Source organism: Ruegeria sp. HKCCA5763, assembly GCF_013034545.1.
GTDB lineage: Bacteria > Pseudomonadota > Alphaproteobacteria > Rhodobacterales > Rhodobacteraceae > Ruegeria.
Map to the genome: position 1 here is coordinate 86,570 of NZ_WQGF01000011.1, position 14,613 is coordinate 101,182.

Here is a 14,613-nt window from a genome sequence, read left to right on the forward strand (position 1 = left end):
CCCGTTCATGCAGTGTGGTTAAGCCGCGATTGAAGTGCCGTAACGGCTTTCAAGTAAAGCCTCGATCGCATCCTGATCGACCTCCCCGCCCAGCTCGCGAAGGGCTTCGGCAAACAGGCGTATGATCCGGCTGACCGCGTCCCGGTTCAGCTGATTGAGGATTCCGATCCGCACCTGTACCGGAGCGCTGAGAGTCGGCCAGATGCCAAATCCCCGTGCACGGCAGTTCTGGACCAGCTCCATCTCTCGCCCCGCCAGTTCCGGTGGCAGGTTCAGAACAACAAGGCTGGGCATGTCCGATGTCACTTCGCAGCCCATTTCGATCACCGCATCGCGCAGAACCTTCTCATGGGTGCGGTAGGCCATGGCCCGCTTTGCCAGGCTTTCTTGCAGGGTCAGTCGCAGGGCTTCGTGGAACGCCGCAACGGCGTATCCCGAATGCGTCCGGTGGTATGTGCCTTTTTCTACGTCTTGCCCATCGACAATGCCCCAATGGCGCGCTTCAAAGATCGGATTGTGAACATAAGAATAAGCGCCAGACGCCTTCAAACTTTCGACATAAGCATCCGTAAAGCTGACTGGCGCATAAGTCAGCGGCAGGCAGCACAAACCTTTTTGCGGGCAAGACGCCCACCCGGCGACACCGGGGTAATCATCAATCGAAAAGTCATCGGCACCCAACGACGACACCGCGTCGATCAGACCCATGACACCATTGCGTTCACAGGCGTCCGAAAAGCCGCGCAGATCATTGACACGCCCGGATCCGGTTTCCCAATGCGCCATGAAAGCCCATTTGGGCTGGTGCTCAGACAAAGCAGCGTCAACCAGTTCACCTGTCACCGGCTGACCGTGCGGAACCTCGATCACGGTGACACTGGCGGCTTGTGGGTCAAGCGGGTTGGATGCGTGTTCTTGAGGTGTAGCTGCCTTGATCCGAAGGGTCAGAGCGTCGATACCCGAGAATGTCCCGTTGGCAAACGCCACGACCTTGTCGCCAGGCATGACGGCAGAGAACATAGCGTCCAGAGCGCTCCAACCGGTGCCTGCGACCGCAAAAGTATACGTGTTGGACGTGCCCCAGATTTTCCGCAGCATGTGTTTGCACTCGATCATGCCCCGCAGAACGTCACCTTGCATGTGATCCGCTACGCCTGCGCTGCTGAAGGCGCGCAGGACACGGGCGTCGGTGTTGCCCGGTCCCGGGCCAGCGGCCAAAGTCTCGGGGATCTCAAGAGGAGGGAAAATCTGAAACGTCATTGTCTGTCATCCTCGGCGTTGGTCGGGCTCTTGGACCCGTCGTGTTTCGTTGCCGGACAGAAAACGCCGCCTTGCGCAATGACGCAACGTAACTTACTACTGCTTTAGGATGGCCAAAAGGATGGGGAATTTCCCACCCGAATTGGTAAAAATACCAAGGTATACTGAGTTTTCACCTACCCGTTTGGGTAGTAAATTGCGAAAGTTGGGTAAAAACAGATGATTGGCGCGCCAGGTACCCCTATTGATGTCATGCTGGCAGACGGCAATCCGCTGGTTCTGTCTGCCATGTCTGAAATCTTTGAACGCGACCCGCGATTCTCGTTGGTGGCGACGTCAGCCACCGCCGAAGGGTTCCTGGGAACCGTCATGCGAGTTCCGGTTCAGGTCGGGGTGGTCGACTGGAACCTCCCGGTGCTCGGAGCGGCAAAGCTGATCGAGGTTCTTCGAGAACAGGCCAATGCACCCCGGTTTGTGGTGTATGGGGATGTGACCAGCGAAACGCCGCGGCTGGCCATGCAAGCCGGGGCCGCTGGTTTTGCGGCGCGATCCGGCGAGGTTGAAGGCTTGCTTGAAACCTGCGCCGATGTGGCGGCTGGCAAAATGGTCTTTCCATTCATCGACGTTCGAAAAATGCAACAGGACCCTATCCAAAGCTTGTCCCGCAAAGAACGCGCCATTCTTGAAGCCTTGGCCCAAGGCATGTCCAATCGGGACCTTTCAAAAGAACTGCAGATTTCGACAAACACGGTCAAATTTCACCTGTCCAATATCTATGACAAGCTGGCCGTGAAAAACAGAACTCAGGCCATTGCGTTTTACTATTCGTCCAGATCCGCATTGGATTAGGGCTATGGTCAGGGGGCTGCCGTCCAGAATGCGCGACGGCGTAGTACTAGCTAATTCCGTTTCTCCAAAGCCCAATCGTCCTTTATCCTGATCTTGAAAAAGCAGGAGCACCCCGATGGACATCACACCACTCACCGGCGGCTTAGGCGCTGAAATCTACGGCGCCGATATTCGAGACAGCGGGCAATTTCCTGATATTCACCAAGCCTTTGCCAAGTATTCCGTTATCGTCCTAAGGGGTCAAACAGCCACCCCTGAAGACCATCTGAACTTTGCTCGCAGCTTTGGCGCGATCAACGTCAACCGTTTCTTCAAACCGGTTAATGGCTATCCCGAGATTGCGACGGTCTTAAAAGAAAAGGGCCAGAAAGAAGCGGTGGGTGAAGGGTGGCACACCGATCATTCCTATGACGAAGCGCCAGCCATGGGATCAATCCTGCATGCGATTGAGATGCCGCCCTATGGAGGAGACACGCTGTTTGTGTCTATGGCAGCCGCGTATGAGGCACTCTCGGCCCCAATGCTTCAGTTTCTAGACGGGCTGACTGCTGTGCATTCTTCACGTCACGTCTTTGGTGCCGCCATACAAGACAGCGAAGCCGCCAAGAGCGGTCGATTAGGCAACGCAGACGCCGCAACACAAGATGCGCACCATCCCATTGTCATCACACATCCACTCAGCGGGCGTCGTGGTCTTTTTGTGAACCCTGTCTTCACAACGCATATCGAAGGGCTCAGCAAAGACGAGTCTGATGCAATTCTTGCGATGCTGTACGAACACTGCAAACAACCCGAGTTCCAATGCCGCGTGCGCTGGCGCGCGGGCGACATAACGATGTGGGACAACAGAGCCACATGGCACAAGGCAATCAACGACTATCACGGTTTTCGACGCCTGATGCACCGGGTCACGGTTGAAGGCGTGGCTTTGTCGACCCCTGCTGAAAACAAGGACAGCTAAGGAACAAATCCACTGGGCACGCCAAAAATCGGTGCATCCACACTGGAACCTGTCAAAGCGTCCATAAAAGCGATCAGATTCTGGATTTCCACTTCCGAGAGTTCAATCGGATCAATGTCAGTTTTGCTGCGTTGGCGTTCCATTTCCAGTCGATCATCCCAAACCAGAAAGTCAGCGTCGTGCAACCACGGAACCTGAGGCAACCCGGCCATATCGGGCGTCCAGGCATCAAAGCTTGCCTGAGGGTTCAGATGATGGCGGATGACGCTTTCAAGGTCGGGGAAAGCCCCGTTGTGACCGTAAGGGGCCGTCAAAGCAACGTTGCGCAACATGGGGGTGCGAAACCTGTAGGCATCTTCCAACCGGTTGCTTTCACCCATAAGACCAACGTCGCGCGCATACGGATCCCATTGACGGGTTCGGCCCGGACCAAAAGGCGGAATGGCCAAAGCGTGGAATTCCTGATCGGACATCAACGGGCCCGCGTGGCACACGGAACAGTTTGCCTTACCATAGAACAGATCCATCCCGTCTTTTTGAACGGTTGATAACGCATTCATGTCCCCTGCCAGATACTGGTCGAATGGGCTGTCCGTGCTGCGCCATTCGATGGCCATGAACGCTGCCAAGGCATTGGCGACCTGCGTGATTGTAATGTCCTCGGTTGTTTCGATTTCTCCGAACGCCGCGACCATCGCCGGTCCGTAAAACGGATCGGTTCTTACGCGTTTGGCAAGGATCGGCCAACCTTTGTCGATCCGATCGTGGACGGCCCCGGTCACTTGGTTTTCGGCTACATTTCCCGCCATTTCGAACTGTGCGGTCAATGGAAAAAGCGCTTGTGCGGCTAGCAAAGAGTTCAACCCTTCAGGCAACCATTCCTGCGCGGGTGAGTTGAACCCGTTTTCATAAACATCCGAGATGCTCAGGCGGCCATCGTGAAACACCGTGTGGATACCTTTCGCCCCGAGATTCCATAGCCCCAGTGAGTTACGCGGGATACGCTTTCGGATTCTGTCTGCGCCGGTGCCCGGAGTACGGTCCGGTCCCAGACCTTCACCGCCTTCCCCGATGCCAAGCGACAGCCCATCTGAAGTCCCGAAGTCCGGATGATGGCAATGCGCGCAGGATATATTCTGATTGCCCGACAGGATCGGGTCGTAAAACAGTTGATGACCGATGGCGGCCTGTTCCATATCAAAAGGCAGGAAATCATCATCTGTCAGAGGGCGCGGCACATCCTGTGCCGCCGCGCTCCCGGCCAAGAGGAAAGCAACCCCATGCGCCAGTTTGTACTTGCCCTTTGTCTGCTTGCCAGCCCGGCGCTCGCCGAACTGGAACAGGCGCGCGATTTGATGGAGGCCGGCGAGTTTGAGGCCGCGCGCAAAGAACTGCTGCCCGCCGCCCGCTCGGGCAATGCCGAGGCCGAGGAATTGATCGGCGTGATGTACGGGCTGGGCCTGGGCGTCGAACGGGACTATGAGCGCGCGTTCGAATGGTATCTGCGCGCCTCGATGAAGGGGCATCCGGGGGCCCAGTCGGGGGTTGGCTGGTATTATGAGCTGGGTCTTGGGATGCCCGCGCCTGATCTGGTCAGGGCTTACATGTGGTACACGCTCAGCGCGATTGGCGGCGATCCCGACGCAGCGATCAGCCTTGAGGAAGTAATCAAGAAAATGTCGCCGGAGCAGATCGAAAGGGCGCATGTTCTGGTGAACGACTACAAAGGGTGGATGTACCCGTTTCGGTAAGGGCCGGGCCTTAAGGGGCCCGACCCGGAAGCTTAGTTCAGATCCGCATCGCGCGACGCGTTCACATCGGCCTCAGCCGCCGCCACCGCATCTGTCAACGCAACAAAGATCTCATCCCCACGGGCAACATTGGACTGGAACCAGTCATAGACCGGCGTTGCGGCCTCTTTGAACGCAGCCTTCTGGTCAGGTGTCAGCACATAGAGATCGCCGCCACCGGCGACAAAATCCTCATAGGCTTGGATCGACTTGCGCTTGGGTGAGGCAAAGGTAGCCTGTTGAAGCGCATAGAAGCCGTCAACGACGACGCGGCGCATGTCCTCGGGCATCTCCTGAAACTTGGCGTTGTTCATCCACCACAGCGCACCCATGTATGCATGCCCGTCCAGCGTGACGTACTGCAGACCCGCATCCGGGAATTTCATGCCCATGATGTCGGTGATGCCGTTCTTGGACCCTTCAACAACGCCGGTCTGGAAGCTGGTGAACAGTTCGGGCCACGGGATTGGGGTGGGCGAGGCGCCCAGCGCTTTGACCAATTCCTGCGGCAGGTCAGCAACCACGGTGCGGATTTTCAACCCTTCCATATCCGCAGGCTCGGCAATGCGGCGCTGCGTGTTGGCGAAGTTGCGCCAGCCACCGGTGTTGCCAATGGTCATCAAACGGATCGCGCCGCCCGAGTCCTCAAGCGCCATGTTGCGCATGGTACGGGTGAAGTCACCGGACAGAACATGTTCTGCAATGCGGTCATCGGCCATCAGATATGGCAAATCCAGAACCTGCACGTATGGGAAAATGCCCGACGCACCGCCGGAGGTGGAGATGTAGATGTCTATGGTTCCGTCTGCCACACCTTGCAAGCACTCGGCCCCGTTCGAACATAGCTGCGTGCCGATAAACAGCTCGACCTCGATCGCACCGTTCGAGGCGGCCTCGACATAGTTCTTGAAGACGATCAGGCCGTCGTAGTCCTCGTCATTTTCGTTCGAATTGGCAGTGGCGCGCAGCGTGTAGTCTGCGGCTGTGGCGGCCACGGCAGACGCGGCCACCAACGATGTGGCCACCGCTGCGGTTTTGATAAAGTTTCTGAGCATGCGTTTCCTCCCTGTGGAACTCAGTTAGTTGGCAAACCCCGTTATGCGCGGGATGGTCATGGATAGTGCGGGGATGTAGGTGATCAGGAAGATCACTATGATTTCGACCGCCAGGAATGGCAGGATCGCTTTGGCGATGGTCTCAACCCGTTCGCGTGACACGGCGGCGGCCACGAACAGGACCAAGCCCATCGGTGGGGTGGCCAGACCAACGGTCAGGTTGACGCTCATGATGATGGCGAAGTGAATTGGGTCAACACCGAGGCTGGTGAAGATCGGGCCAAGGATGGGCCCGAGAATGATGATCGCGGGACCGGCGTCCAAGAACATACCGACGATGAAAAGCAGCAGATTGATCAGAAATAGTAGGATCAGCGGGTTTTCCGAAAGGCTGAGTATCAGTGAAGCCAATTGCTCGGGCGCATGGCTGAGGCTGACCACAGTTTTGAACGCCATCGCCGCACCAACCAGCAGCAGCACGACGGCCGAGGTCATGCCTGCGTTGCTGAGAACCTCGGGCACCTCTTTCCATGTCAAAGTGCGCAGAACGAAGAAGCCGATGATGAAAGCATAGCCTACGGCGACGGCTGCAGCCTCGGTCGGGGTGAAAATACCGCCGAGAATACCGCCCAGAATGATGACCGGGGTCATCAGCGGGAAGAAGGCTTTAAGGCTGGCCTGACGACGCTCGGGCCAGGTGTATTTCCGGCTGGCGACCGGGAAGTCATATTTGTCAGCCATCAGTTTGATCATCAGCATAAGGCCGACACCAACCATCACACCGGGGACGATACCCGCGAGGAACAGGGCAGCCACGCTTTCGCCCATGACGTAGGCATAGATGATCATGATGCCCGAGGGCGGAATAATCGGTCCGATCACCGAACTTGCCGCTGTGATCGCCGCAGCGAATTTACGGGTATAACCCTGTTTCTCCATCGCCGGGATCAGCATGGACCCTAGGGCGGAGGTGTCTGCGACTGCCGAGCCGGACAAGCCCGCAAACAGGATCGAACTCAGCACGTTCACATGTGCCAGACCGCCACGCAGATGTCCCATAAGCGCCTGTGAAAACTCGACAAGACGGATGGTGATGCCGCCTCGGTTCATCAGCTCTCCGGCCAGCATGAAGAAGGGGATCGCCATCAGCGGGAAACTGTCCATGCCGTTATAGACGTTGCGGTAGAGCAGCGTGATGTCGTTGGTTTGGCCATTCAGCCACAGCAGGATACCGGGCGCGGCCAGAAGGGCGAAAAAGACCGGCAGACCGATCAGCAGAAAAATCAGAAAGGTGGGCAGGAACCAGATCAGCATTTATTCGGCCCCCACTGCCGCATCAGGAATTTCGGGCAACAGGTGACCTCCGCCCAGCAGAGTGATGAAAGATCGCAGGATCAACTCGATATTCACCGAGATCAGCAAGATGATCCCCACCAACAGCGAGGCCATCATCCAGCTACGCGGGATGCGGTACCATTCGTCGAACCCGAAAGATGTGGGCAGGTATAGCGCTGCGGTGGCGAACCTACCGCCAAAGCCAGTCACTTCGGACCAGCCGATATTGACGGCGACCAAAAGCACGGCGAGCGAGATTACCAACAGGAAGAGGTTCAGCGTTTGGCCAATAAAACGCGGTAAAAAGCGCTCTAGCATATCAATGGCCACAAAACCCCCGCGCCGAAACGCCGTGGGGGCCATCAGACCGGTCATCCACAACATGCAGAACCGCGCGGCCTCATCCGGCCAGGGCAGCGCATTGCCCAGAACATATCGGAAGAACACCTGAATCAGGATTGCAATGACCATGAGTGCAATCGCAACGACACCAACCGCGCGGCCCAGACGCAGCACGGTTTCGTTCACGAATGCAATCGGCACAAGCACCGATGCCAGTCCGCCCATGCGGATCCTCCCTTGTTCAGCCGCGGGTATGTCCCACGGCCGTCAGATCGCGCTTAGTGCTGCGCGAATTGGCCGAGTTTCCCGGCATAAAAGGTCAGCGCGTCTCCGTCCGCCATGCTGGCCCTAAGAACTTTTCCCACAACAATAACGTGATCGCCCGCATCGTGATATGCATGTTGTTCGCATTCAAACCGCGCCAGGCAATCCGACAACAACGGCGTTCCGTTCTCGCAGCGCTCATGCGCGATGTCGCGCAGGGCGAAGGCATCCTTGGAGCAGCCAAAGCACAGCTCGGCCTGTTCGGATGACAGTACGTGAACGCTGAAATGACGGGCCTCTTGGAAATAGGGGAAGCGCCGCGAATTGCGGTCACCCGCCCACATGATCAGCGGCGGGTCTAATGACAGGGATGAGAAACTATTGGCCGTAATACAGACCGGACCATCCGCGCTGTCGCAGGTGACGATGGTCACCCCAGTGGCAAAGCGACCAAAGGCGTCGCGCAGGGTACGGGTGTCGTCCTTATGTGGAACGAAGGTGTGGTTCATGTCCTTTGAGATTGCGTTCATCATGGTACCTCATGCCCCAGTGCCGCCTCATAGAGGCGATACCAGGTTTCGCGATCCAGTTTGACTTTCAACGCGTCCGAGGCGCGTTTGATCCGATCCAGATTGTTGGTTCCCAGAACCGGCAGGATGTTGGCCGGATGTGCCAGCAGGAAAGCCACAGCGACGGCGGCGCGATCCACACCGAACTCGGCTGCGATTTCATCGGCCACAACGCCGACCGGAGGGTTTCCGGCCATCAACAGGCCGCCACCAAGCGGCGACCACGCCATCAGCGGATGGCCGTGTTGCTGGTGAAACGCCAGATCGCCATTGGTGAAAGGGCTGATCTCGCCCAGCGAGATCTCGATCTGGTTGGTGACCAGTTTGGTCTTCATCGCCGATTGCAGCAGCGACCAGTCCCACGGGCGGAAGTTCGATACACCCACAGCGCCCACCTTACCGCTGGCGACAACCTCGTCCAGAGCGGCACCAGTTTCATTGTGGTCCATCAGCGGGTCAGGGCGGTGAATCAACAGCAGGTCGATATGGTCAATGGCCATTTCTGTCAGCGAGGTATCGACCGACTTCAGAATATGGGCGCGCGACGTGTCGTAGTATTTCACCTTCGCATCCGCGTAACGGCCCACCGGGGCGATGATGTCACATTTGGTGACGATCTCCATCTTCTGGCGCAAGCTCGGGTTGGCGCGCAAGGCATTGCCCAGAACAGCTTCGGCTGCGTAACCACCATAAATGTCGGCCTGATCAAAGGTGGTGATGCCCTGATCCAAGCAAGCCTGAATCTTGGCTACCACATGCCCTGTGGACGTGTCGCTGTCATCGCCCAGCCGCCACATGCCATAGACAAGACGGCTCATCTCAAGCGAGTCAGATAATTTCACACGTTGCATCAGCGGCGTTCTCCGTTGCCCAGTGGGGTCGCTGGGGTCGTTGCTGGCACGCGCCCGTAAGCTTCGGGCAGCGAGCAGGTCTTCAAGTTGGGCAACACCCGAGCACCAAAGTGCTTGGCCTCATCCATGTGCGGGTAGCCCGAGAATATGAAAGCGCGGATGCCCATCTTCTGATATTCCTCGATCTTCGACATAACCTGATCGGTCGATCCGACCAGAGCAGCACCGCAGCCAGACCGCGCCCGGCCAACACCAGTCCAGAGACCGGGTTCGACATAGCCATACTCATCTGCCAGATCGCGGTTCTTGGCCTGATGCGCCACACCCAGCGACGTCGCGTCCAACGCCCGTTCACGAATGGCGCGACCGTATTCGTCATCCAGCTTCGAGACGATGTAATCCGCATATTCCTGTGCCTCAGCCTCGGTATCGCGGACGATCATGTGGACACGCAGGCCGTAGTCCAGCGTGCGGTTGTAGTTCTCGGCCACAGCGTGAACGGCCTTCATCCGTTCGGCAAGTTGATCCTTGGTTTCGGGCCACATCAGGTAGACGTCGCAATGTTCACCACACAAATCCAAAGCCGAAGGTGAATATCCACCAAAATACAACAGTGGCCCGCCAGTCTGATAGGGTTTCGCAGGATCCGTTGTCAGACCCGAGAAGTTATACACTTCGCCGGCGTGATTGATCTCATCCTGTGTCCAGGCCTGTTTCAAAATCTCAACCACTTCGCGCGATCGCTGATAACGGAACGCACTATCGGCTTTCTCACCGGGGAAGTCCGATGAGATGATGTTGACCGTCAACCGCCCCTTCAGCATGTGATCCAGCGTAGCGATGGTGCGGGCCAGCATGATGGGCTGCATCTCACCACACCGCACGGCAGCCAACATATTAATCTTTTCAGTGATCGGGGCGCAGCCCGCGACAAAGCTCAGCGTGTCCTGGCCAACCTGATAAGAGGATGGGCACAGGATATTGCGGAACCCTTGCGCTTCGGCCTCTTTTACGATGCCGGAACAATGCGCCCAACTGGACCGCAGATCGCCATCGGGCACTCCAAGGAACTGGTAGTCGTCCGAGCAGAGCGCAGCAAACCACGAGACCTCTGCCGCATCCAGATCAGGGGAAGTGATGGGGACGATAGTCATCTGAGTCGGTCTCCGCGCAGCGTTTGCTTTTTCTCTTGCGTAGCAATCGCTTTGATGTAGATCAATAGTGTATCAATTTTTTCCGCGACTAAGTGAAGCGACTGACTGTGCCCTCTGCTAATCGAAACCCAAATGCCCTTCCGGTTTACATCCAGATTGCGGAGCTTCTGATCCGCGACATCGCGGCGGGTCGGCTGATAGACGGCGAGCGCCTGCCACCCGAGCGCGAGCTGGCCGCAGAACTAAATGTCTCGGTCGGGACGCTGCGAAAATCGCTCGCCGAGTTAGAAAAAAAGGGGATGCTCGAGCGCATCCAAGGCTCGGGCAATTACATTCGGGAAACAGGAACACAGAACAGCGTCTATGCGATGTTCCGGCTTGAATTGCCTAAAGGTGGCGGCTTGCCGCGCGCGGATATCCTGTCGGTGGATCACTTGGAAAAACCTTCCGATCTGCCCCCGTTCGGACAGTCAACCCGCGGATCACGCGTGCGTCGGATGCGCTACTTGAATGACACAATCATAGCCGTCGAAGAAATCTGGCTGGACGAATCAGCAGGTTTGATCGACCGGACCCTCTTGTCCGACTCTCTTTACCGCTACTATCAACGCCAATTGGGATTTTGGATCATTCGGGCCGAAGACAGGGTCTCGGTCCAATCGCTTCCCGATTGGACGCCCGAAAGCTTCACCAAACCAGCAGGCCAAACAGTGGGGTATATCGAGCGTTTCAGCTGGTCAGAGACCGCTGAACCCGTTGAATTCTCAAAAACATGGTTCGACCCAGATCGGGCCAACTACGTCCAACGTTTGAAGTAAAAGGAAACACGCATGACCCGAACCATCAACTACGGGCTGATTGGATGCGGCATGATGGGGCAAGAGCACTTGCACAATATCGGCCTGTTGGAACGGACGCGCGTGGCGGCGATTTTTGAGCCGGATCCGGTGATGGCAAAGGCTGCCAAAGCCATCGCACCGGATGCCGCGATGGTGAGCTCGGTCAAAGAGCTTCTGGCAGTCGCGGAGTTGGATTGCCTTGTCATCGCAAGCCCCAATCACTTGCATGTAGACCAGATCTGCGAAGTGGCCGAAACGCGACCCCTGCCGTTGTTGGTGGAAAAGCCGTTGTTCACCGACCCACAGGATGCGGCCCGGTTAGAAGAGGTTGAGCGTAGCTATCCCTGCCCCATCTGGGTTGCGATGGAATACCGATACATGCCCCCTATTGCTGCATTGATCGACAAGGCGGAAGCAACAGGTGGCGTGAAGATGCTGTCTATCCGCGAGCATCGTTTCCCATTTCTGGAAAAGGTCGGCCACTGGAACCGGTTCAATCGCAATACCGGGGGCACATTTGTCGAAAAATGCTGCCATTTCTTCGACCTCATGCGCTTGATCCTGCAATCCGACCCGGTGCGTGTGACCGCAAGCGGCGGACAAGCCGTCAACCATCTGGACGAAAGCTACGAAGGCGAAACACCCGATATTCTGGACCACGGGTACGTCATTGTCGATTTCGCCTCGGGCGCACGGGCCATGTTAGAGCTGTGCATGTTTGCAGAAGGCTCCCGGTATCAGGAAGAAATTTCGGCTGTTGGAGCCAAGGCCAAGGTCGAGGCGCTGGTTCCCGGCCCAGGGCGCTTCTGGCCGGATCATCTGGGGGAACCACCAGTGCCCAAAGTTATTGTAAGCCCCCGCAGCCCCAAGGGGCCCACGACAATAGATGTACCCGTAGACGCCAGAATATTGGCGGCCGGAGACCACAATGGGTCAACCTTTTATCAGCACGAAGGGTTTCTGGCCGTGCTGCGCGGTGAAAAGGCCAAACCGGACGTCAGCCTGAAGGACGGTCTTTGGGCCGTACGGATGGGACACGCGGCACAAAAAGCGATAGAAAGCGGCGAAACCGTACGAATAGGCGAATAGATCACAAAGACGCGCCGGGTTGGGTTTTAAGATCAGTTGGATCCCAACCCGGCTTATCGCATCCATCATATGGCTCGGCTGATGCACCTTTTGCAATGCCACCAGAAAGCAACAATGGGGTTCACTTTTTCCGTGACCCTTTGCGCATCGGCCGCGCATCCGGGCCTTTTCCTGCGCGCACCTTAAAGCGTTTGGGTTTGTCGCCATCCTGCCGGCCCTTGGCGCGTTCTTTCCGAGAACCCATGGGTTTTGACGGATCAGCCGCGTTCTTGCGCCGCTTGGTCTCGATACCGTTGCTTTTGACGGTTGTTTTCTTCTCAGGATTGCCCTGGCTCTTGCCATGGTTCCGCTTCGGCTTGCCAGACTGTGGTTTGTCAACGTTATCCTGGCGCTTTGAGGGCTTTTTCGCGCTCTGTTCGGATTCAGCGGCGTTTGGATCCACAGCGGGCTTAGAGTCGCGACGCGATACGTCCTTTTTGCGATCTGCACGCGGCGTCTTTGGTGCCGCAGGGGGGCCTTTTGGTGAGGCGTCGAAATCCGGGACGCCGGGCAATTCGGTCAAACGCGCGCCCTGCTCAAGGTCAAGCTCTGGGCCAAGCTCGTTCTTCATCGCAGGCACGGCATCGGTCAGGATTTCAACGAATGTCTCCTGATATTGAACACGAATGGCCCCAATTGCATCTTTGGAAATCCCCGCATTACGACACAGCATGGGCAGCAGCCATCGCGGCTCGGCGCGTTGTTTGCGGCCCAAAGACAGCGAAAACCAAGTGCTGGGCCCGAAATCCGAAGCGTCCCGTTTTTTGCGGGCACCCGGTTCGGGCACATCACCCAAAATCTCGGGCGCGGAATTGCGCTCGCGGTAGAGACGCAGAAACGCCGCAGCAATTTTCTCGGCAGAGTGTTCTTGCAAAAGGCGTTGGGCAAAGGCCTGTTCTTCGGCGCTTGGAGATTGACCCCATCCCGGATCGGACATCAGCCTTTCTTCATCGCGCGCAAGCACCTCCTCGGCGGAGGGTGGCGTACCCCATTCGGCCTCCAGTTTGGCGGATTTCAATAGGCGCTGTGCCTTTGACCTTTGACGCCCCGGCACAATCAGTACGGATGTACCCTTTCGTCCGGCACGGCCCGTCCGCCCGGACCGGTGCAACAAAGATTCCGCATTGGATGGTAGATCTGCGTGGATCACAAGCTCAAGCCGGGGAAGGTCAATGCCACGCGCAGCCACATCTGTTGCGATACAAACACGCGCGCGGCCATCACGAAGCGCCTGCAAGGCATGGGTGCGTTCCGTTTGGCTCAGTTCACCCGAAAGCGAAACCACGGAAAACCCTCTGTTGGAAAACTTCGCCGTAAGGCGGGCCACCATAGACCGGGTATTGGCAAAGATGATCGCCGTTTGCGCATCATGAAAACGCAAAAGGTTGATGATTGCCTTTTCGATATCAGACGGGGCCACAGACAGCGCAAGATAGGAAATGTCCGCGTGCTGGGCGTCTTTGTTGCCGACCTCAATGCGGCGAGCGTTATCTTTTTGATAGGTCTGGGCAAGCTTGGCGATACCGCGCGGCACCGTTGCCGAGAATAGCAATGTGCGACGGTTTTCAGGCGTGTGGTCCAGAATGAACTCCAGATCTTCCGAGAACCCCATGTCCAGCATTTCGTCCGCTTCATCCAGGACGACAGCCCTGAGATCGCTCAGATCGATCACACCCCGAGAGACATGGTCCCTAAGTCGACCGGGCGTGGCGACAATGACATGCGCGCCGCGCTCGATCGCTCTGCGTTCAGCACGCGCATCCATGCCACCAACGGCGGATGCGGTAACGATCCCGGCCTCAGAAAACAGCCAGTCAAATTCCCGTTGCACCTGCATGGCCAATTCACGTGTGGGCGCAATGACCAAAGCCAAAGGGGACGCGGGGCGATCAAATCGGCCATCGCCGTCCAACAAATCTGGCGCAATCGCCAAGCCAAAACCCACCGTTTTTCCCGATCCGGTTTGCGCTGACACCAACAAATCAAGCTGGCCCAGTTCAGGCTGTGTCACCGCGACTTGAACGGGTGTTAGTTCGCTGTAACCCTTTTGGGTCAACGCCTGCGAAAGCGTCTTGGGCAGGTCGAAGGGGTTGTGCATAGATCACCTTGCAGAAGAAAGATCACGCCCTTAACGGTGATGACAGAGATTGTACAGCCCGCTCGACCCAACAAGTACGATCGGCGGCAAATCGTCCCTTTGCCGTCTCCAAGGATGT

14 protein-coding genes are annotated in these 14,613 nt (G+C 57.2%); 5 read left to right on the forward strand and 9 right to left on the reverse strand.

Annotated features, from left to right (window positions below):
* Positions 1-18: 18 nt before the first annotated feature.
* The gene (locus GOV89_RS17670) at positions 19-1,260 is read right to left on the reverse strand and encodes an aminotransferase class V-fold PLP-dependent enzyme (RefSeq protein WP_171238741.1); all 1,242 of its coding nucleotides are present in this window, start codon (positions 1,258-1,260) and stop codon (positions 19-21) included.
* 219 nt (positions 1,261-1,479) lie between these two features.
* Between GOV89_RS17670 and GOV89_RS17675 the strand changes: the two genes are divergently transcribed.
* Positions 1,480-2,109, forward strand: a complete 630-nt coding sequence (locus tag GOV89_RS17675) for a response regulator transcription factor (protein ID WP_245223249.1) — start codon at positions 1,480-1,482, stop codon at positions 2,107-2,109.
* 115 nt (positions 2,110-2,224) lie between these two features.
* A complete protein-coding gene (locus GOV89_RS17680; protein ID WP_171180580.1) occupies positions 2,225-3,070 on the forward strand; it encodes a TauD/TfdA family dioxygenase in 846 nt (281 codons plus the stop codon).
* On the opposite strand, the gene GOV89_RS17685 is transcribed toward GOV89_RS17680, so the two are convergent.
* Positions 3,067-4,335: a cytochrome-c peroxidase gene (locus GOV89_RS17685; RefSeq protein ID WP_171238742.1), complete on the reverse strand. Its 1,269-nt coding sequence runs from the start codon at positions 4,333-4,335 to the stop codon at positions 3,067-3,069. The two genes, GOV89_RS17680 and GOV89_RS17685, sit on opposite strands and share 4 nt — an antisense overlap.
* Before the next feature lie 15 nt (positions 4,336-4,350).
* Between GOV89_RS17685 and GOV89_RS17690 the strand changes: the two genes are divergently transcribed.
* Complete coding sequence (locus GOV89_RS17690; protein WP_171095376.1) at positions 4,351-4,821, forward strand: tetratricopeptide repeat protein; 471 nt, start codon at positions 4,351-4,353, stop codon at positions 4,819-4,821.
* Between the two features lie 32 nt (positions 4,822-4,853).
* On the opposite strand, the gene dctP is transcribed toward GOV89_RS17690, so the two are convergent.
* Genes dctP through GOV89_RS17720 form a run of 6 tightly spaced genes read right to left on the reverse strand, consistent with a single transcriptional unit; the run spans position 4,854 to position 10,430 of the window.
* A complete protein-coding gene (gene dctP / locus GOV89_RS17695) occupies positions 4,854-5,915 on the reverse strand; it encodes a TRAP transporter substrate-binding protein DctP (protein ID WP_171180569.1) in 1,062 nt (353 codons plus the stop codon).
* A gap of 24 nt (positions 5,916-5,939) precedes the next feature.
* Complete coding sequence (locus GOV89_RS17700) at positions 5,940-7,229, reverse strand: TRAP transporter large permease (RefSeq protein WP_170337175.1); 1,290 nt, start codon at positions 7,227-7,229, stop codon at positions 5,940-5,942.
* Complete coding sequence (locus GOV89_RS17705; protein WP_171180567.1) at positions 7,230-7,817, reverse strand: TRAP transporter small permease; 588 nt, start codon at positions 7,815-7,817, stop codon at positions 7,230-7,232.
* Positions 7,818-7,870: 53 nt separating this feature from the next.
* A complete protein-coding gene (locus tag GOV89_RS17710) occupies positions 7,871-8,386 on the reverse strand; it encodes a flavin reductase family protein (RefSeq protein WP_171180566.1) in 516 nt (171 codons plus the stop codon).
* A complete protein-coding gene (locus GOV89_RS17715) occupies positions 8,386-9,276 on the reverse strand; it encodes an aldo/keto reductase family oxidoreductase (RefSeq protein WP_171180564.1) in 891 nt (296 codons plus the stop codon). Before GOV89_RS17715 ends, GOV89_RS17710 begins: the two co-directional genes overlap by 1 nt.
* On the reverse strand, positions 9,276-10,430 hold the full coding sequence (locus GOV89_RS17720; RefSeq protein WP_171180562.1) for an LLM class flavin-dependent oxidoreductase: 1,155 nt from the start codon (positions 10,428-10,430) through the stop codon (positions 9,276-9,278). The genes GOV89_RS17715 and GOV89_RS17720 overlap by 1 nt, the downstream gene beginning before the upstream one ends.
* 107 nt (positions 10,431-10,537) lie before the next feature.
* Between GOV89_RS17720 and GOV89_RS17725 the strand changes: the two genes are divergently transcribed.
* Together GOV89_RS17725 and GOV89_RS17730 are read left to right on the forward strand one after the other, a co-directional pair.
* A complete protein-coding gene (locus GOV89_RS17725) occupies positions 10,538-11,248 on the forward strand; it encodes a GntR family transcriptional regulator (RefSeq protein ID WP_171180711.1) in 711 nt (236 codons plus the stop codon).
* Positions 11,249-11,260: 12 nt separating this feature from the next.
* A complete protein-coding gene (locus GOV89_RS17730; protein ID WP_171238743.1) occupies positions 11,261-12,358 on the forward strand; it encodes a Gfo/Idh/MocA family protein in 1,098 nt (365 codons plus the stop codon).
* A gap of 121 nt (positions 12,359-12,479) precedes the next feature.
* Here GOV89_RS17730 and GOV89_RS17735 read toward each other — a convergent pair whose 3' ends face one another.
* The gene (locus GOV89_RS17735; RefSeq protein WP_171180558.1) at positions 12,480-14,495 is read right to left on the reverse strand and encodes a DEAD/DEAH box helicase; all 2,016 of its coding nucleotides are present in this window, start codon (positions 14,493-14,495) and stop codon (positions 12,480-12,482) included.
* Positions 14,496-14,613 lie beyond the last annotated feature (118 nt).